The following is a 19,569-nucleotide window of genomic DNA, read 5'->3' on the forward strand; positions in this document are numbered from 1 at the left end:
AACGTCGTGCTCTCAAGAGCTTGAAGAGGGCAAAGTTCAGACGGAAAACAACAAAGCAGAGCTTAACAACGTAGTAAAACTAAACTTCGCTACCGATGCCTTGACACGGGGCACCATGTACGATGATATAGCGCAAATGCCCGACGATGCCACCTTTGGCGTATATGGCTATGCGCATAAAGATGGCGACGCCACTCCCAACGAACCCAACTTTATCAACAACGGCAGTGCGAAGAAAGACGGCAAAGTGCATGTAAGCGGCAAGGTGGCAACATACAAGACAGACATGCCGAAGGTGCAGCTCGCCGCCGTATACCCGAGATTGGACGATAGGGACGGTGACAAGTTAGTAAGGGATGGCAAAGACAAATATACCCTTACCTACTCCCTGAAAAAAGACATGGCACAGCAGAAAGACTTGATGATAGGGCAGGCTGAGGAGTTTGAGATAAATGATAAGAACTCTACCGATGAAAATATAAACAGCGGTACGAAAATAAACATGCACCATGCCCTTACAGCCATCAACTTCGCCATTGGCGACCGCGTACCTACGGGTTACACCATAGAGGGCATTCTTCTAAAAGGGTTATGCACGAATGGTACATGCAAAGTAGATTTGTCTAAAGACAAAAACGTGGAACGCTTTAAATGGGATACCAAAAACGCGAAAAAAGACTCGGTGTATATCAAGCCCAACCATGCAACCACCACAAAGATAAACGGAACCCAGTTTACCGGACTAAAAGGTAGCGACAAAAAGTACGATAACCTTACCGTCTTCATGATACCACAAGAAATCGACAAAGATGCTGTCGCTAAGGTATATTTGAAGATAGAAGGAAAAGTTAAGATTAACGAAGATAAAAGGAAAACAAAAATGATACGCATTCCTCTCCTGACCACGACAAAGACCAAAGATGATGGCGGAGGCAATGTAACCGAATATAAGGGAATAACCGAATACAGAGCTGGAGAAGTGAAACTATATCGCATAAGCGATAATACATACAAAACGATAAATCTAAAAGAAACAGATGTAAAGCTATATGTAAATCCATTGAAAATTAAAGATGTAGAAAATTATTATAATCATAAATTGGATTCTAATTATTTGAAAAATAAAAACGCATATATATACTTTAATAAAGAAACGTCATGTGAAAAAGTCAAGGACCAACCACACACATACAAGGTGTACATAGAAAGTTCTCGATACGCTGGTGATTCAAGTGGAAAAGTTGCCGAAAGAGCAGAGGTAGCTCCTCAAACTTTTAAGATTAAAAGGATAAAATATGAGATAAGTAAAGATACATATGCAGATCTGCCAGAAGGAAGTTGGAAAGCTAAGGTTGTAAAACAGCCTAAAGGGTATGACAGAGTAGGAGCTTTCACCTTGACTTTCCACCCTGAAAAATTTCCTCCAGAACTATCCAAACGTAATGCCAAAATATATATAGTAATAGTATTAGATGGTTTTGAAAAAACAGAATTGCAAATAAAGGGTAAAGGTTTTCCCACGGCTTAAAAGCCATAAACCAAACAGCTGCCAAGCGGTAAAAAGAGCAAGCGCAACGCCACGTAACGACAAACGCGGGACGTTGCGCTTTACGTTTGGTCGCTTTATATCGCACATTTTCGCGCGCCTTGTTGATTTCGTTGTCGAGTTCTTCCACACCGCTTAGAACAACGATACAGGCCGTCTTTTTATGAAAAAGCCTCTCAAGCCCAACTCGTTGGCAAATTGGGTAAACGGAAGCCATGAGAAACACTCGGCCTGTTGTGAAAATACATCATGCCATCATCCGTCGCGAGCTTTGATGGGAGTGGTTTCTGTCGCGACAAGCGGCTTGGCCAGACCACCTGCCCTGAGAAAACATCAGCAGCTTTGGCAAGAAGCTCGAAATCCTTAAAAATTGACTTGTAAAATACAAGTCAGATCGCAAGTTTGTTTAAAAACCATGCAAGTTTTACGGTCTTATGACGTTTAGAAGACAGAAAAACTATTCATGACGTACACCCAAACTGGCAAGGAGAAAGATATAATCAACCTGTTTCGCGAAGACAACGTCTTGGCGATGAATAAATTGTACGCCGAATTTGCCCCATATCTCACGGGCATTTGTGCCCGTTACATCGCGGAAGACGCAGAGTTGAAAGATGTGTTGCAAGAGTCTTTTATCAAGATTTTCACACGGATAGACCACTTTGAATATCGTGGCCAAGGTTCGTTACGGGCTTGGATGGCCCGTATTGTGATCAATGAAAGCCTGCAAACACTGCGTCAGAAAAAGAAGCTCCCTTTGACATCACTCGATAATGAACCGGTTGATTTGCCTGATGAAGAGCCCACCACTTATGGAATAGACACTGAAACGATGGCTCAACTTATCGGGAAATTACCAGCAGGATACCGAACGGTGCTCAATCTATATATCATTGAAGGTTTGTCGCACAAGGAGATAGCGAAAATGTTAGGCATTAAGCCAGACACCTCCGCGTCTCAATTACACCGCTCCAAAAACATGTTGGCTAAACTAATTTTGGACTTTAAACGAAGCAAACAATGAAAAAGCAATGGAAGAAAGACCTTGAACGCCTTGGGACGGAATACGTGAAGACTCCGCCCGAAGGGTTATTGGCCGATATCAAACGAGAGATGTTGGCCCGCGGCATTGTACCAGCTCAGCCCAAACGAAAGATTAGTCACGCGGTGTCTTGGCCACAAATGGCAGTGGCCGCAAGCGCGTTAGTTCTTCTTGGAGTAAGCGCGATAGGCTATCTACATCACTATCACAAGAGCGAGCGCACTATGGCCGACAAGACAAAGTGCGAGAAAAAAAAGACTTGGGATTACGGTACATCCCAAAACGCTGCCGCAAATGTAATTTCCACAGCTATCAATGACGCTGGGTATCAACTCAAAAAAAATGAGAAAAAAGATATGGCACAGAGTTTAGGGAAAATGGTGTCACGTCTAAAATTTGCCACGGGAAAAAGCCCATCAGCGCATACCAACCACGAGGGCAAGACTCTTTTAGCCCAGTCTGACATTGACCATGATGTGGCCCAAACACCTTTAAAGCATGAGGAAGATGCCAAAATTGTCGATCAGGATAACGCCAGCCAAACTCTTATGGGCAACGACCTGCCCCAATCTCGACACTATCGCCCTCAATATTCTACCAACCGGCATAACACATTGCATCATGCCGATACATGGCAACTCACAGCATACTATATGGGGCAACCCCATCATCAATCGGCCGATGGCGCGGACATGATGTATGCCACCAGCATGACCCTTTTTGCAAGCGAGCCAGTAAACGGGGATGACAACAATAAATCCATGTCCGCCATTAGCGCTCCGCCTGTGAAACGCGAATATCACCATCGTCCCATCAAAATAGGCGTATCAGCTCAGTACATGATTGATGATCGATGGAGCGTCCTGTCCGGCTTGACTTATAGCAAACTAATCTCCACTTTCACCGAAGAAACGGTCGTTTCCACCAAAACAACCGAGCAAACCCTGCATTATATCGGCATACCCATCAGTGTCACTTACTCTTTGTGGCAGTCTAATTATTTCAATATATATGTCAAGGCTGGGGCTGAAGTTGAGAAGCTCGTCAAGGGAAAAAGCGTCGCGAAAAGCGTTGATATAGACCATACCGCTCCTCCCGTCTCAAAGAATCTAAGCGAACATAAACTATTATTCAGCGCACACGCCGCCGCCGGATTGGCATACAAGCCAGTAAAGATGATGAGCGTTTTCGTTGAGCCAGGATTAGAATATTATTTTAAAAATCAAAGCGATATCAAATCCTCGTACACTGACAAACCTTTGGGGGGCAATGTCAATGTAGGTATTCGGCTGAACATCAAATAGCGCGAGTTTTTCAAAACTCATGCCATTGGCCCCTTCGTAGGGCAGCTATTAAGGTGAATTTTATAATATACTTATGTCTCGCGCTGTATTCCCAGCAAAAAAAAATTACCAAGACATGCAAGATTTAGACAGTCTAAGCATTTAACGAACAAGAAAAAACAAATTAATAAACATCGTTAAAACATGAAAATTATCAGATCTATCTTTCTCGCTTGCTGCGCATGTGCGGCGGTGACGTTCACATCTTGCATTGGCAATGATGAGCCGACAGTGTTGACCAAAGAACAAAAGGCGGCAGCTTTCCAACAAATTAAAGGTAACTACACTGGCAAGTTGGTTTACAAAAATCCAACTTCCACCACCGCGTCAAAATTAGACTCCGTCGATGTCAAATGGGAAATGCTGACAGACTCCACCATGCGCATCAATAATTTTCCGACCGCCCCACTGGTCAAGAACATAACTAACAAAGAGATAAGTGCCGCCCTTGCCACACTCCCACCCCAAGCGTTAAACTGCATGATAGACATACGGAAGAACGACCCATTGCTCTTTACTGTCAATCCCAAACCCTTGGAATACAACACGACGTACGAGGGCAAGGCTCATCACCTAAAAATACTATTCTATATCAATATCAGTGGTTCTTTCGGTGGATATATCCCAGCCCAAAAACGAATCCAAATTCAGATAGTCATCGCCTCCGTCTTTGTGGATGGCAAGCCCAAGCCTGAGCTTATCAAGGGTTACATCCCTGTCGTACTGGATGGAAAGAGAGAGAAATAAAGGTCAGTTAAAACAACCCATTAAGTGCCAATAATAGCCCAAGACACCCAACTTGGCAAATGGCAATTATGCGGATCACATCTCCAAGGCGTAAATACCATTCATAACATTACGGATGTTTACAGTTTTGGGCAACAATAAAGCTTGCGGCGGAGCAAGCGCCATCTGATCTAAACCATTTTAAACACACAGCCCCGTTTTTCGCGACACGCGCGGAGACGGGGCTTATCGTACGCGCCAATTACAAAACAAGGACGCCCCCATGGCGCATGCCACAATCCGCCAGAGGATATATACAAAAAAAACGCTTGAAATTAGCTACACACAGGGCTAATTTCAAGCATTCTTTCTTACTGGTCTACCTTATCCTAAAAGTGGAGCTGGCGGGAGTCGAACCCGCGTCCAAACAGGGAAATCATACGCTTTCTACACGTTTATTCCAGCCTTCGATTTTCGTGTGACGGCAAGACCTGGACCACCAACCGGCACCTTATCCTCTAAATTTCACCCTTGCATCGAGGCCCGCGAGAGCTATTTCCGATTTTTCTGCACCGCTAAGCCCTCAGATTCGGAACAACATCCTTGGAGCGATGTCTCGTTCCATCACCTTGTGACGGAATTAAGCCAGTAACTTACTGTTCTTCGGTTAGGCAGCGAGAGCGTAATTGTTTTCGCCAATTAATTTTTTGACAGCTCAGATTAAGGAGCAAGCTACCAAGGCTCCGCGTGCTTACGTACCATCTCATCCTGCTGTCAAATCCAGTCAACCCCGATACATCGCGCTCTACTGAAAATCAGCGTTCCACGTGTCGCATGGCCTTTAGCGCGAACGACGCTTGCCATCATTTCATGGGCATCGTCCTCATTCCGGCCATTTTCCAATTTGCAAAGATAGCGAGAACAAGCGAGAAGACAAAATAAAACACCCCAAAATTGCACTTCTATCTTGAATATTTACAACTTTACGTTGAAACTTGCATCTCGTTTAAACCGTTCCGCTCACATCATCATCTCCACCATTTGTCAACCGTCAAGACGAATTATGTTAATCTTGCAGATTCAAGAGTAAACAATTCCAATTGCCGATGGGCATCGCATTCCATTTTATCGCGCAAATCAAAATTAAAGACCATCGCCTCAACCATGGAATGTCGATTTTCGATTTTTCCTCCATTATGGTAAAAATGCTCCTTTGTCATCACATTGAATCGCCCCCAAAAACGCTTTATCATCTCATTAGGACGATAATTATTATGATGCCAACAGGAAAGTATAAACTTGGCGCGAGTTTTTGTCAAGGCATAGAAAAGTTCTTCCTCGTCTTTCTCCGTCCATCCATTATAGTAATCTACATACCGACCGTAATAGGGAGGGTCGCAATAGATAATATCGTCTTCGCTTGCTTGCGATATTGTTTCAATAAATGATACATTTCTAAAAACCCAATCTTTCTTTTGTATCGCCCGGGCGACGCTTCCCACCTGATTGCAAACTTTTGTTATGTACGCGGGGGCAAATCTATCCGGTTTTTTGCAGAATGGAATATTCCAAGCGCCGCGCTTATTGAAACGCATCATTCCATTGAAGCCTGCCCGAGACAGGAAAATAAAATCATACGGGCTATGCTCTTCGTTAAACCGATTGCGTACAAGGCGATAGTGTGCGTAACCATCCTCGTCCGCCGTCCTCAACAGTTTGCCTTCACAATCAAGATATGCACGCATGGTATATGGTGTAATTTCTCCTCTTTGCACTTGCTTGTAGAAATTTATGATATGGGGATTGGTGTCGCCCACTATGTGCGTCCCTTTGACAGGAGAATTGAATCCGACAACGCCCGTGCCAAAAAAAGGCTCTATCCATCGCGCGTTAAGCGAAACGCCCGATCTTAAAATCAAGTCGTTAATCCATGGCACCAATTTTGTCTTAATGCCTTGCGATTTAATGGGAGGAATGATAATAGACATGCCAATTATTTTAATTTCACGAGTATCCCATGTTCTTTTTTTAAATACTCTTGATAAGTTTTGAGATTGTTGTAACGCGGTTTGTCCAATCCGGCAGTCTTTGCGTCGGCCGCATTGTCGAAATTCATCCAATAATGATCAAAGACCTCTTCCCCAAGCTCCGCGAATGGCCCCTCCCCATTTATAAGCTTATCAATATTGACAACACCGCCAATATTTCTCGTATTGCCACTGCCGGGTCTGTCGCACGCTATCTTCCATTTAGGCTGCACAAAGAAAACAAGTCGCCCTATGACGGATTTTATCGCGTCCAACTCATCGATGCCATACACCTCCTTTTGGTTCCTTTCCACGGCGCTCTGTTTGTAAAGCATTCCAAGGACAAGATGACATTTATAGTCACCATATGGATAGTCTGTATTCCTTTTCACGTCGCGATTACGAAAATACCCCCAATAAGAACCAAGAGTAAGCCCATTTACTCGTTTGTCATCCCCATAGTAGCTTGACTTGAAATCTACCGCAAAGAGATTTCCGTCTTCATCCCTAAAAGTGATGTCAGGATAAAAATTTTGAGCAGAGGGAAATTCCATTGCCAAGCCATGGCGTTTGGCAAAAAATTCAAGTTGGGGAATAAGGATAATTTCTATAATCTTGGAAACAACCTTAGTGTCATTGGTTATTGCATAGACGTTCTTGTTCACGTCTATAAAACCTTTTACTATCCACTCATTGTCTTTTGTCTCAAGTAAGGCCTTGTATGATTTTACCTCCTCGGAAAGGATTTCCTGAAATTCCTGTTTGTTCATAGATCTATTTAGTGCAAGACATGCTTTTCTTTACATTTTGATTTTGCCCTTAAACAACAAAATGTTGCCAGGCGCCTCCGTCATATCGTAGGAATTCGTTTGATACCGTCTACAATTAGAAGCAGCGACCAGGACAATTGACAGGACAAAAATATAAATAAAAAATGAGAAACTCACCATTTACAAAGGTATTTTTCCATCATGGGGAAAGACCGTCTATCATCAAGGCAAGGGCGAAAATGGCAAATGTCTATATGCCAACGAGCATCCAAGTCATATTTCCAAGATACGATTGCCCATGAAACATAAAGGTATATGAGACATATCACCCCACAGGGCATCCAACCCAACGTAGACCAAGCCACGAGACACCCTTTTCACATCCCATCCTACGCCCCGGACCTCCCACTTTCGGCGAAACGCGTCGGTCAACAACAACCCCTACATGTCGACACCCGATGCGCCGCGAGAGCGGAATAGGCCGCGATGTCGGCATGTCAAAAGCCGGGAAATGTCAGGATAATTCCGAATTTTCAGGGGTTACGAAATGGATTCAAATAGCTTCGGAAAGGCAAGAGGCGAGCTTCCAAACGAAGAGAACAAGACTGTTATCGTGGAAAACCCATCGACTTTTACCCAAAATGCACTCAAAAAACGGACTCAAGATTGCTCTTTACTGCTTTTTCTTCATGCGACAAAGACCTAAACGGCGGGCCTTTGCTATCCCATCGCGTTGCCATCGCTATCCAATCGCGCTGCGATTGGATAGCGATGGCAACACCAATTTTTGTCAAGAAAGCACAAGCCTCTGTCTTCAAGCGCTTTGCCAAATTATCATTTTTTTGCCCATTTTTCCGCCCCCCAGCCTTGTCTTTTAGCGAGAAAGCTAAAAACAGAATGGTTTTATCCGTTTTTTTCAACGTTATTTTTTTATCCACGCTTTTGACGGAACAGCCACATCAAGCACACAGACAACCGCCCCGTGAGCATAGTGCCAATTTTTGGCGGCGGAAAGAGCGGCTTTCCATAGAGGATTTGCTATCTTTGCACCATGAAACCAATGATTTCAGTGCTAAGCATCACCGGCTCCGACAACACGGGCGCAGCCGGCATACAGGCCGACATCAAGACCATCACGGCCCTTGGCGGCAACGCCTTGACAGCCATCACCACCATGACCGTGCAAGACAGCGGCGGCATCCGCAGCCTGCTCGACCTGCCGCGCGACATGGTTGTGGGACAGGTGAAGGCCATCGTCGAGGATCTTCATCCACGCGCCGCCAAGGTGGGCATGGTGCGCGACGCCGCGACCATCCGCGCCCTGAGGCGCGAGATCATCGGATGTCCGCGGACTGTGCTCGTGCCTGGCATCGTCAGCTCGCGCGGCCAGCGACTCCTCTCCGACGACGCTGTCGACGCGTGGCGGCGAGAGCTTGTTCCCGAAGCCACGCTTCTCATCCTGCGCTGCAATGAGGCCGAGCTGCTACTGGGGGGCGCCATCCGTTCAGACGACGACATGACGGCCGCCGCCGAGGCATTGAAGGAGATGGGAGCCGAGGCCATTCTCCTGCGTGGCGGTCACCAGACGCAAGGCCGCCTCACCACCCTGCTCTACGGAGCGGGCCGGCAGCAGTTTTTCACCTCGCAAAACACCGAGGGCTGGCAGCGTCACGGTGTGGGCGGTGTGCTGTCGTCAGCCGTCGCCACCCGACTGGCCATGGGCGACGACATTGCCACGGCCATCCGATTAGCCCACGACTATCTGCACTCGCAGGTGGTCTATGCCGTGGAGCCACACGGAGGAGGACTTCGGCCCGCCGACCTCTACAACCAGTACATGACGCTCATTGCGGCCCACTACCGCACGGCCCACGGCGTGGCCTTCTACGCCGACCGGCTGGCCATCACGCCGAGATACCTCGCCCGTATCACCTCGCAGGTGGTGGGCAAGTCGCCCAAACAAATCATCGACGACTACCTGATGACGGAAGCCGAGAGCCTGTTGGGTGCCACGAGGCTGTCGGTCAGCGAGGTGGCCTATCGGTTGGGGTTCTCCTCCCCGGCCATGTTCAGCAAGTTTTTCGGCGCGAACGCCAATTGCCCGCCCAACGCATACCGGAACAAATTGGGCGACTTGTGATTTTCGGAACAACATTTTACGATAAGGGAACGACCGTCGCGCCGTTCCCTTTTTTATGTTTAGCTTTGCGGACAAACCATAAATTAATACAATCATACAATGGAAGATAGAACAACTCTTAACCGCAACTTGGCACAGATGCTCAAAGGCGGTGTGATCATGGACGTGACAACCCCCGAGCAAGCGCGCGTAGCCGAAGACGCTGGCGCGTGCGCCGTAATGGCTTTAGAGCGCATCCCAGCGGATATCAGGGCAGCTGGTGGCGTGTCGCGCATGAGCGATCCACACATGATCAAAGGTATCCAAGAGGCCGTCAGCATACCCGTGATGGCCAAATGCCGCATAGGCCATTTCGTGGAGGCGCAGATATTGCAAGCCATCGAGATAGACTACATAGACGAGAGCGAGGTGCTCTCTCCGGCCGACGATGTTTACCATATAGACAAACGCCAATTCAGCGTACCATTCGTATGTGGCGCCAAGGATCTCGGCGAGGCCCTAAGACGCATTAGCGAAGGCGCGACCATGATACGCACCAAGGGCGAGCCCGGTACCGGAGACGTCATTCAGGCCGTGCGCCACATGCGCATGATGCAAAGCGAAATACGCCGCATCACCTCACTTAACCACGATGAACTGTACGAGACTGCCAAGACGCTGCGCGTGCCGTTTGAATTGGTGGAATATGTACATGACAACGGCAAGTTGCCAGTGATCAATTTTGCCGCCGGAGGCGTGGCCACCCCCGCCGACGCAGCCTTGATGATGCAACTTGGGGCCGAGGGCGTGTTCGTGGGCAGCGGCATATTCAAGAGCGGCGATCCCGAGAAACGAGCTCGCGCCATCGTGCAGGCCGTGACAAACTATGACAACGCCAAGATGCTGGCCGAGCTGAGCGAGAACCTCGGCGAGGCCATGGTGGGCATCAACGAGAGCGAAATACAAATACTGATGGCCGAGAGAGGAAAATGAGAATAGCCATTTTAGCACTGCAAGGAGCGTTTGCCGAACACCGGCAAACGCTTCAGAAAATGGGCATCGAGACCTTTTTGGTACGAAACCTGTCAGACTGGCGGCAACCCAAGGACGGACTTGTGATACCGGGGGGCGAGAGCACCACGATGATGAGGCTTGTTCGCGACTTGGGATTGTACGAGCCCATCAGGCGGGACATCATCGACGGCCTGCCCACGTTCGGCACTTGCGCCGGCCTTATCATGCTTGATGGCGAACATTTGGGCACCATGAGCATAGACGTGAGACGCAACGCCTATGGCCGACAGCTCGGCAGCTTCGTGACAAGAGCCGAGATGAGAGGCGTGGGCAAAGTGTCAATGGTCTTCATCAGGGCACCATATATAAACAAGGTGGGCAAAGATTGCGAGGCGTTGGCCATCGTAGACGGACACATCGTGGCCGCGCGACAGGGCGACCAGTTGGTCACGTCGTTTCATCCCGAGTTGAGTGATGAGACCGCCGTGCACCAATATTTCATCGACATGTGCCAAGATCGAGCCAAACGCAAATAGGCTGAAACCGCACGCATGACATGGAACCCAATGGGCTGATAGCCCACCATGATATGTGGCGAGCGCATAAGGCATGCGCCAAATATCAAAGAGCAAAGGCATAGCGCAAGAAAAACACGCGACAGCTTTTGCCCTTGCTCTTTTAGGGTGTATTTTTGCCATCGCCATACACCCAAGCGCATGCAAACATCGCGGTTGGATGTGACACAAAAAACCTGTCAGGTTTACTTAGTTACAAATTTTTATCGTAACTTTGCACACCATCCACAACCTTTTGGCAAAAAGGTAATTTTAAATTATAATCAAGACAAGAATGAAGAAAAACATCGTTTGCATCATACTGTTGAGCTTATTGCCATTAAGTTTATGGTCACAAACGTCCATGACCGACTCGCAAGTAGCCGAATTTGTGCAGAAAGAAACGGCAAGGGGAACCTCGCGGGCACAGATAGTGACAAAACTGATGCAGAGCGGTGTGGATATAACGCAAGTGCGACGCGTAGAGAAAAAATACATGCGCATGCTCAACAACGACGGCTTGGGAGACGCGAGCCATGACGCCAACGGCAACAGACGCATGCGCGCCAACAACACGCGATACAAGGAATACGACAAACAGGCCACGGAGACAGAAGCTGAGAAACGCGCCACCGCCACCACCCAGCGACTGCAAGGAAACACAAAGTGGAAGGCGCAATACAACGAATACGACCCTGACTTCTCGCAAATGCAGGTGGCGCTCGACAATATGACCCCCACCGACTCCTTGAAACTGCTGAGAGACATCTTAAGCCACAAGGAACAAGAAAAAAACAAGGTTTTCGGGCGCGACATCTTTAACAACAAGGATCTGACTTTCGAACCAGCCATGAACATCGCCACCCCCCAGAACTACAGGCTGGGACCGGGCGACGCGGTGATTATAGACATATACGGTGCGTCGCAAAAAACGATAGACACCACTATATCGCCAGATGGCGACATAGTGATAGAAAACTACGGACCCATCCAAGTGAGCGGACTGACCGTGGCCCAAGCCAACCGCCGTATACGCGGCATGTTGGGCACGAGATACCAAAGCAGCCACATAAAGATCTCTCTGGGGCAGACACGCACCATATCCATCAACGTGATGGGCGAGGTGAAAACACCCGGCACCTATACCTTGTCAGCATTTGCCAGCGTGTTTCACGCACTGTACATGGCAGGCGGAACAAACGACATGGGAACGCTGCGCGCCATCAAGATATATCGCCACAACCGATTGGTAAGCGTATGCGACATCTACGACTATATCCTAAATGGCAAGATGAGGGGCAACGTGCGTCTGGCTGATGGCGACGTGATCATCGTGGGACCATACGATTGCTTGGTCAACATATCGGGCAAGGTGAAACGCCCCATGTTCTACGAGATGAAAAAGAGCGAGAGCGTGGAAAGCCTGCTCAAATACGCGGGTGGATTTACGGGCGACGCCTACACCAAGTCGGTACGCGTAAATCGCAAGACAGGACGCGAGCGCGCGGTATTCAACGTGGAAGAATTTGACATGAGCAGTTTTCGCGTGGCGGATGGCGACAGCGTGAGCGTGGACTCCATATTGCCCCGATACCACAACACGGTCGAGGTGAAAGGAGCCGTGTTTAGACCCGGGATGTATCAATTAGGCGAAAGTATCAACAGCGTGCGCACACTGATAAAACACGCCGAGGGATTGACAGAGGAGGCTTTTACCACTCGAGCCGTGATGCACCGCATGAAAACAGACCGAACGCTGAAAGTGATAAGCGTGGACGTGGATGGCATAATGAGCGGTCGCGTCGCGGACATACCACTGAAAGAAAACGACGTGCTCTTCATACCCAAGAAACAAGAGGCCATGACAGAGCGCACGATAACCATACACGGTGAAGTGCAATACCCCGGCATATACAAATACGCCGACAACGAGACATTGGAAGACTTTGTGCTGCAAGCCGGCGGACTGAAAGAGACGGCGTCTACCGTGAGAGTGGACGTGGCTCGCAGGGTGAACAATCCCAAAGCCCTAACCACCGATAGCATCATCGCGCGCAATTACAGTTTCGCGCTGAAAGATGGCTTCGTGATTGACGGCGAGCAAGGGTTCGCGCTGCAACCCTTTGACGAAGTGTACGTGCGCAAGAACCCCGTCTACTCAGAGCAACAAAACGTGACCATTGAGGGAGAGGTGATGTTTGGCGGCACATACACCCTAAACAAGCGCAACATGCGACTCACCGACCTGTTGCAGGCGGCAGGCGGGGTGACAGACATGGCCTATATCCAAGGGGCGCGCTTAGAACGCATACCAAACACGGCCGAACGGGCACGCATGGAGGCAGCCTTGAAAATGCAGCAAGAACAGTTGCAGCAACAACTCCTCTCGCTTGCGTCGAGCAGCAACAACGCCGCCAATATACAGCAGATAGGACAACAGGCATCATCGACACAGCTTAAGAAGTTTGAGGTGCCCAACACTTTCCCCGTCGGCATAGAGCTTGACAAGGCACTCGCCAACCCTAAGAGCGACGCCAACATCGCGCTGCGAGCTGGCGACCGCCTCATTCTGCCCCAATACACCGCCACCGTGAAGATTAATGGCGCCGTGATGTATCCGAACACCGTGGCATACAAAAAAGGAAAAAATCCAAGATATTACATCAATGCCGCAGGCGGTTTTTCTCAAAACGCATACAAGAGCAAGGCTTTCGTCATCTACATGAACGGCATGGTGAGCAAGGTGAGCCAAGGCGCGAAAATCCAGCCAGGATGCGAGATCGTGGTTCCAAGCAAGATCTCACGCAAGATGAGCATCGCAGAAACCTTGAGCCTTGGAACCGGCATGGCCAGTATCGCCGCAATGATCGCGACGATAGCGAACGTGACAAAATAGAGAAACAACCTGTATATCTGATGAGTATAATCAGAACAAAGAATGAGCGTAACAAGATGCTACGCAACAACATATTAGGTTCGGGAGCGCTGAAGTCTATCGGACTACTTACCTCTTTGCTTATAGTGCCAGTTACAATCAATTACTTAGATAATGAAGTATACGGCATATGGATGACTATCAGTTCTATGCTTTTCTGGATAGGAATTTTCGATATTGGCTTAGGCAATGGCATGCGCAATTATCTAGCAGAATCTATATCAAATGGAGACTATAAAAGAAGTAGGAAATATATTAGCACTACTTTTTCACTATTATCCATTGTGGCAATCGTTATATTTCTAATGGCACTGATTCCAATGTCATTAATGAATTTTAATTGGCTGTTTAATACCACGCACATAGACAACACCACTTTACGCGATGCGTTATTTATAGCCATTTCGTTCACCTTGCTCAACTTTGTGCTGAAAAATATCGGATTGGTTTTCGTGGCACTCCAGAAATATGCACTCAATGACTTGCTGAATGTATTAGGCAATGTTATTTCCCTGCTCATTATATACCTGCTAACCAAATTCACAACCGGCAACCTCCTTTATGTAGTGCTTGTATATACAGGAACCTATACTTGTATATATCTAATAGCTATCTTGCCCACATTTAGACGCTATCCACAACTCAAGCCTTCATTAGCAGATTTCGACAGAAGCATAGGCAAGCAAGTTATAGGCAAGGGATTAGGATTTTTTATCATACAAATCACGAGCTGCCTTTTTATTTTCGGAGCTGCCAATGTTTTTATCACACGATTTTGCGGACCCTCACAAGTGACCGTATATAACATTGCCTATAAGTATTTCAATCTTCTGGTTATAGCCTATACTATCCTTATATCTCCCATGTGGAACGCTTATACAGATGCTTATGTGAAAAAAGATTGGACTTGGATAGAAAAAAATTTTAAACGATCATTACGCTTTTGGGGACTCTCTGTAATAGGGGGCGTTATCATGTTGTTATTAGGAAACTATTTTTACTATTTATGGGTAGGCAATAAAGTCGCAGTTCCACTTTCAGTTTCTGTGAGTGTATTGGCCTATGTATGCTCCTTTAACTTAAATAATTGCGCTACTTGCCTGATTAACGGTTTAAACAAAATCAAAATACAAATTATTACATCCGTATGTTTCACGGTAATATATTTCGTGACGGTTGTTTTTTTAGGTAAACAACATGGCATCGAGGGCATCGTGACAGCTATGGCGGCAAGTTATGCACTGATGGCCATTATCCATCTCTATCAGTGCCATCTGCTTATCCAAAACAAAGCACAAGGAATATGGAATCATTGAAACTGATAAGCAAAAACAATAAAATAAGCGTAATCACCGTTGTCTTTAATGACGCGAAACATATAAGAGAGACGATGGAAAGCTTTTTCTCACAAACGTGGGAAAACAAGGAATACATTGTGATTGATGGCGGTAGTAATGACGGGACTGTCGAAATCATTCGCGAATACGAAGAAAGGATAGCTTATTGGTGCTCAGAACCCGACAAAGGCATATACGATGCCATGAACAAAGGTATCGCACACGCAACAGGAAATTGGATCAACTTTCTCAATAGTGGTGATCTTTTTGCCGAGAAACAGTCGTTGGAAAAGGCTATCAAATATACTCCAGGCATTCAAAATGTAGCTGTTATCTATGGCAACAGTATCAAACGAGATGACGATACGGACATATTCCAAGAAGCATCTCAAAATCTTGAGGATATGCGGCATGGACCAATTTACCGTCATGGATCGTCTTTGGTGAGAACGGACGTGCATCAAACACATCTGTTTGATGTCTCTCAAGCAGAGAAATATGGTTTTGCCCTTGATTGGTTGATGATCTATAAACTTTATTCCAAGGGTTATAAGTTTAAGAAAACAGATGTTACGATTCAGATATTCCTAGCAAAAGGTATATCAAATCAACTGGAGCAGAGCCTCAAACACAATAGAATAATCGTCACAGGAAGACCTCTTTCCTGCATAGACAAGTTTAAAATCAAAAAGCATATAGTGGTTGAGCGACTGAAAATGAGCCTACCCTACAAGTGGATAGTCGCATTTGGAACCGAATATCTGCTCAACGACTGGTTACCACTCATCCCTTTTTGGAAACTCAGAAAGCCTTTCATGAAGATGCTCAAAATGAAAATAGGTAATGGGACTATTATCATGAAGCGAGTTTATATCATGACTCCGCAGAAAATCAGAATAGGAAGATACTCCCATATCAATAGAGGCTGCCTGCTCGATGGACGTGGCGGGATCACAATTGGCGACAATGTATCTATATCCTATCATGTGAACATCATGACAGGAAGTCACAATCACAACACCCGACAGTTCAGAGGAGTCTTTCTCCCCATCGTGGTTGAAGACTATGCGTGGATTGGAGTCAATGCGACGATATTGCAAAATGTAAAAATTGGTAAAGGGGCGGTGGTCTGTGCCGGTGCAGTGGTCACCAAGGATGTGAAGCCATTCACCGTTGTTGCTGGAGTGCCAGCTCGTTCAATTGGAGAGAGAAATCGTGATTTAAATTACCATTGCAAGTGGGATGTTCCCTTTACTTAAAAAAAATAAAAATGGAAGAAAACAAAATATCGCATGAAATCGACCTGTTGAAATTGGCCGGAAAAGTTTTAAAAGAATGGAAAACCCTTCTGCTCTTTATATTATGCTCGATGGCTATTGGGATTATCGTTGCCTTGAGCACACCCAAAGAGTATAGTGCCAACGTGTTACTCGCTCCCGAATTATCATCCGGTGGCTTGGGATTGTCGAATAATTTGGAGGACATGGCCTCTTCTTTCGGATTTGATATCAGTGGCAAATCGTCCATGGATGCCATCTACCCAGAACTGTATCCAGATATTTTCCAGTCGACAGACTTTCTCTTAGGTTTGTTCAACACACCCGTGAGACTCAAAGACAACCCTACCATTCGTTCCTATAAAGATCATATTCAAAACGAAACTAAGTTTCCATTTTGGGACTATCCTAAGCTATGGGTTGCCAATCTTCTGAAAAAGAAAACATCAACCAGTGAACAAGCAGGACAAAAAGACCGCTTTAAGATTTCCAAAATTGACTATGATCTTTGTAACGCTATTAGTAAAAAGATCCTCTGCAACATCGATAAAAAGACCAGCGTGATATCTATTTCGGTTTCCGATCAAGATCCATTGGTGGCTGCCATCATGGCTGACACACTACAAAACCGGCTTCAAACCTACATTACCAACTACCGAACGCAGAAGGCCAGAGCCGATATGAACTACTATAAAGCACTCACTGTCAAAGCTAAGCAAGACTATGAGAAGGCCCGTAGAACCTATGGTGGATACGCAGACGCCAATACCGATATAATCCTCGAGAGCTTTAAGGCCAAACAGGAAGATCTTGAGAACGACATGCAATTAAAATATAATGCCTACACATCTCTGAATACACAGTTGCAGGCAGCTAAAGCAAAGGTACAGGAACGCACTCCGGCTTTCACCATCCTACAGAAACCCATCATGCCTTATATTGCGTCAAGCATGCCAAGGAGCCTCATGGTAATCTTCTTCATGCTCGTCGGATTCTTCCTTGATGTATTATGGATTCTCTACGGAAAAAACTATTTGAAGAAAAAAAAATCGTAAATGTCTATCGAACTGCTCCTCTCCTTGCCTAAAAGTTTCTATGTCTCGTGGCGCCTCACATCATTTAAGGAGGCATTTAGACTTCCTGTTTTGGTGAGATTCAACACAAAACTAATCTCACTGAAAGGCCATGTGTCTATCCATTCGGCTCACAAGGGAACAACTCGGCTGATTATCGGCTTCAATTCCGTAGGCATCTATGACAAAAAATATTCCCGTGCCATACTCCAAATAGATGGGAATATCGCTCTCCATGGCAAGGCCACTTTCGGCCAGGGTTCCCGCATCTGCGTCATGACAGACGCACTTCTTTCCTTGGGCAATGGGGTCAACAACACGGCTGAGGGCGCAATCGTCTGTCGAAAAAATATCAAGATTGGGCAAAATTGTCTCATATCGTGGGAAACTGTTATCATGGATTCAGATTGGCATGCCGTCAGAGATCTCGATAAAAATATGACCATGGACGACACTCAAGATATAATGATCGGGAATAATTGTTGGCTCGGGATGCGCAGTGTGGTGCTTAAAGGAAGCCGAATAGCCCATGGAAGCATCGTTGCAGCTCAATCAACCGTGACCCACGCATTCGACACGCCCAACGTTTTGTTGGCAGGCACGCCCGCAATTATCAAAAAAGAAAAAGTGACGCTTCATAGACCATGATATATTCAATACCCTACAGCCTATTGGTCATATTTTTAGGCATCCTCGCCATGTTGTTGCATCAAAGGCGTGATGATCAGGACTTCTGCTATAAGTTGAAAATTGTGGGGGTGAGTGTTTATTTTGTGTTTTTTGCTTTTCGTGGCTTTATATTTACCGACTGGCTCACTTATTACATAGAATTCGACAATGTTAACATAGATCTGCTGCTCCACTATGAGTTGGGCAAGAGTCGAGAGCCCTTGTTTCTCATCTTAATGCTGATAACGAAAGGGATTATCAACGATTTCCACTTCTTTATTTTTATTTGCACGGCCATCAACACTTGGTTGCTAATTACATTTTTCCGAAAATATACCGACAATATTTTTATATGCCTCGTGCTATATTTGGTATTTGAGGGTTTTGGTATTTCCATCAATCTAATGCGTAATTCTATTGCCATTTTCATTTTCCTCAACGCTATAGAACACCTCGAAAAACGCCAACCTCTACAATATTTCGGAATGTGCCTGATGGCCGTTGGATTCCATTTCTCTGCATTTATCTATATTCCATTATATTTTTTTTTCCATCGCAAAATGAACAAATGGGGGTATCTCACAATATTGGTACTGTGTAATGCCGTTTTTATCTTTCATATTCCTATATTCATGAGACTCATCTCCCTGTTCGGCATCGGCGGAGCATTTCTTGAGAATAAAATCGACGTGTATTCCGAGATTGGAAATCGATTAGGATTCGGCATGGGATTTATCGAGCGTTTTATCACCGGCTTACTAGTGTTTCTCTATTATGACAAACTCAACAGCATACGTCCCACAAACAAGATATTCATCAATGGACTGATCACATATTTCATTTGTAGCTTCATGTTCAGCGAATTTACAGAAATCAGCAAGCGATTGGCCATGCTCTTCGTGTTCTCCTATTGGATTATCTGGGGCGACCTCATTAAATGTTTTGCCATCAAAAACAACCGACGTCTGTTCATTGCCTATCTCTGCGTCTATTGCCTACTGAAGACAACCGTCACCATTAATCAACCAGTAGACCAATATGAGAACTTGCTGTTTGGCAAGACCAAGTCGTTTCAGGAAAGAAAGTATATATACGACCGAACCTTCGAAGAGCCAAAATATTGACCTCAACCAAGAT

The 19,569-nt window shown here is 46.1% G+C and carries 18 protein-coding genes and 1 other RNA gene; 15 read left to right on the forward strand and 4 right to left on the reverse strand.

Features of this window, described 5'->3' with window-relative positions; genetic code table 11:
- From HMPREF1640_RS13485 to HMPREF1640_RS03265, 4 genes are all read left to right on the forward strand, one after another.
- Nucleotides 1-1,528: hypothetical protein (locus HMPREF1640_RS13485; RefSeq protein WP_036892351.1), on the forward strand; the 1,528-nt coding region annotated here is incomplete at its 5' end.
- A gap of 481 nt (nt 1,529-2,009) precedes the next feature.
- Nucleotides 2,010-2,570 carry an RNA polymerase sigma factor gene (locus tag HMPREF1640_RS03255; RefSeq protein WP_036892353.1) on the forward strand — a complete coding sequence of 187 codons (561 nt, stop codon included), beginning with the start codon at nt 2,010-2,012 and terminating at the stop codon, nt 2,568-2,570.
- Complete coding sequence (locus tag HMPREF1640_RS12530) at nt 2,567-3,892, forward strand: outer membrane beta-barrel protein (protein WP_052051683.1); 1,326 nt, start codon at nt 2,567-2,569, stop codon at nt 3,890-3,892. Before HMPREF1640_RS03255 ends, HMPREF1640_RS12530 begins: the two co-directional genes overlap by 4 nt.
- 183 nt (nt 3,893-4,075) lie before the next feature.
- Nucleotides 4,076-4,678: a DUF4840 domain-containing protein gene (locus HMPREF1640_RS03265; protein WP_036892355.1), complete on the forward strand. Its 603-nt coding sequence runs from the start codon at nt 4,076-4,078 to the stop codon at nt 4,676-4,678.
- A gap of 372 nt (nt 4,679-5,050) precedes the next feature.
- Here the strand turns inward: HMPREF1640_RS03265 and ssrA are convergent.
- Nucleotides 5,051-5,449, reverse strand: a transfer-messenger RNA (tmRNA) gene (ssrA, locus tag HMPREF1640_RS12735).
- On the opposite strand from ssrA, the gene HMPREF1640_RS13155 reads away from it, so the two are divergent.
- Nucleotides 5,405-5,599 carry a hypothetical protein gene (locus HMPREF1640_RS13155; RefSeq protein ID WP_156098697.1) on the forward strand — a complete coding sequence of 65 codons (195 nt, stop codon included), beginning with the start codon at nt 5,405-5,407 and terminating at the stop codon, nt 5,597-5,599. The genes ssrA and HMPREF1640_RS13155 overlap by 45 nt on opposite strands.
- Before the next feature lie 119 nt (nt 5,600-5,718).
- On the opposite strand, the gene HMPREF1640_RS03270 is transcribed toward HMPREF1640_RS13155, so the two are convergent.
- Entirely contained in the window at nt 5,719-6,645 is a 927-nt protein-coding gene (locus tag HMPREF1640_RS03270) for a Dam family site-specific DNA-(adenine-N6)-methyltransferase (protein ID WP_036892357.1), read from the reverse strand.
- Nucleotides 6,646-6,650: 5 nt separating this feature from the next.
- The gene (locus HMPREF1640_RS03275; RefSeq protein WP_036892359.1) at nt 6,651-7,454 is read right to left on the reverse strand and encodes a type II restriction endonuclease; all 804 of its coding nucleotides are present in this window, start codon (nt 7,452-7,454) and stop codon (nt 6,651-6,653) included.
- 315 nt (nt 7,455-7,769) lie between these two features.
- Here HMPREF1640_RS03275 and HMPREF1640_RS13160 point away from each other — a divergent pair, with 315 nt between their 5' ends.
- Nucleotides 7,770-7,934 carry a hypothetical protein gene (locus HMPREF1640_RS13160; protein WP_156098698.1) on the forward strand — a complete coding sequence of 55 codons (165 nt, stop codon included), beginning with the start codon at nt 7,770-7,772 and terminating at the stop codon, nt 7,932-7,934.
- A gap of 167 nt (nt 7,935-8,101) precedes the next feature.
- On the opposite strand, the gene HMPREF1640_RS03280 is transcribed toward HMPREF1640_RS13160, so the two are convergent.
- Complete coding sequence (locus HMPREF1640_RS03280; protein WP_036892361.1) at nt 8,102-8,392, reverse strand: hypothetical protein; 291 nt, start codon at nt 8,390-8,392, stop codon at nt 8,102-8,104.
- Nucleotides 8,393-8,505: 113 nt separating this feature from the next.
- On the opposite strand from HMPREF1640_RS03280, the gene HMPREF1640_RS03285 reads away from it, so the two are divergent.
- From HMPREF1640_RS03285 to HMPREF1640_RS03325, 9 genes are all read left to right on the forward strand, one after another.
- A complete protein-coding gene (locus HMPREF1640_RS03285; RefSeq protein ID WP_036892363.1) occupies nt 8,506-9,594 on the forward strand; it encodes a bifunctional hydroxymethylpyrimidine kinase/phosphomethylpyrimidine kinase in 1,089 nt (362 codons plus the stop codon).
- A 99-nt stretch (nt 9,595-9,693) separates the two neighbouring features.
- Entirely contained in the window at nt 9,694-10,566 is an 873-nt protein-coding gene (pdxS, locus tag HMPREF1640_RS03290; RefSeq protein WP_036892365.1) for a pyridoxal 5'-phosphate synthase lyase subunit PdxS, read from the forward strand.
- Entirely contained in the window at nt 10,563-11,123 is a 561-nt protein-coding gene (gene pdxT / locus HMPREF1640_RS03295; RefSeq protein ID WP_036892367.1) for a pyridoxal 5'-phosphate synthase glutaminase subunit PdxT, read from the forward strand. Before pdxS ends, pdxT begins: the two co-directional genes overlap by 4 nt.
- 313 nt (nt 11,124-11,436) lie before the next feature.
- Nucleotides 11,437-14,037 carry an SLBB domain-containing protein gene (locus HMPREF1640_RS03300; protein WP_036892369.1) on the forward strand — a complete coding sequence of 867 codons (2,601 nt, stop codon included), beginning with the start codon at nt 11,437-11,439 and terminating at the stop codon, nt 14,035-14,037.
- A 20-nt stretch (nt 14,038-14,057) separates the two neighbouring features.
- Nucleotides 14,058-15,392: a lipopolysaccharide biosynthesis protein gene (locus tag HMPREF1640_RS03305; protein ID WP_036892371.1), complete on the forward strand. Its 1,335-nt coding sequence runs from the start codon at nt 14,058-14,060 to the stop codon at nt 15,390-15,392.
- Nucleotides 15,380-16,672: a glycosyltransferase gene (locus HMPREF1640_RS03310; RefSeq protein ID WP_036892373.1), complete on the forward strand. Its 1,293-nt coding sequence runs from the start codon at nt 15,380-15,382 to the stop codon at nt 16,670-16,672. The genes HMPREF1640_RS03305 and HMPREF1640_RS03310 overlap by 13 nt, the downstream gene beginning before the upstream one ends.
- A gap of 11 nt (nt 16,673-16,683) precedes the next feature.
- Nucleotides 16,684-17,745 (forward strand): Wzz/FepE/Etk N-terminal domain-containing protein, encoded by a 1,062-nt coding sequence (locus tag HMPREF1640_RS03315; RefSeq protein WP_036892375.1) that lies wholly within the window; start codon nt 16,684-16,686, stop codon nt 17,743-17,745.
- On the forward strand, nt 17,746-18,411 hold the full coding sequence (locus HMPREF1640_RS03320; RefSeq protein ID WP_052051684.1) for an acyltransferase: 666 nt from the start codon (nt 17,746-17,748) through the stop codon (nt 18,409-18,411).
- Nucleotides 18,408-19,556 (forward strand): EpsG family protein, encoded by a 1,149-nt coding sequence (locus HMPREF1640_RS03325; protein ID WP_036892377.1) that lies wholly within the window; start codon nt 18,408-18,410, stop codon nt 19,554-19,556. The genes HMPREF1640_RS03320 and HMPREF1640_RS03325 overlap by 4 nt, the downstream gene beginning before the upstream one ends.
- The last annotated feature ends 13 nt before the right edge of the window (nt 19,557-19,569 follow it).

The organism is Prevotella sp. S7-1-8 (assembly GCF_000758925.1).
Classification (GTDB): Bacteria; Bacteroidota; Bacteroidia; order Bacteroidales; family Bacteroidaceae; genus Prevotella.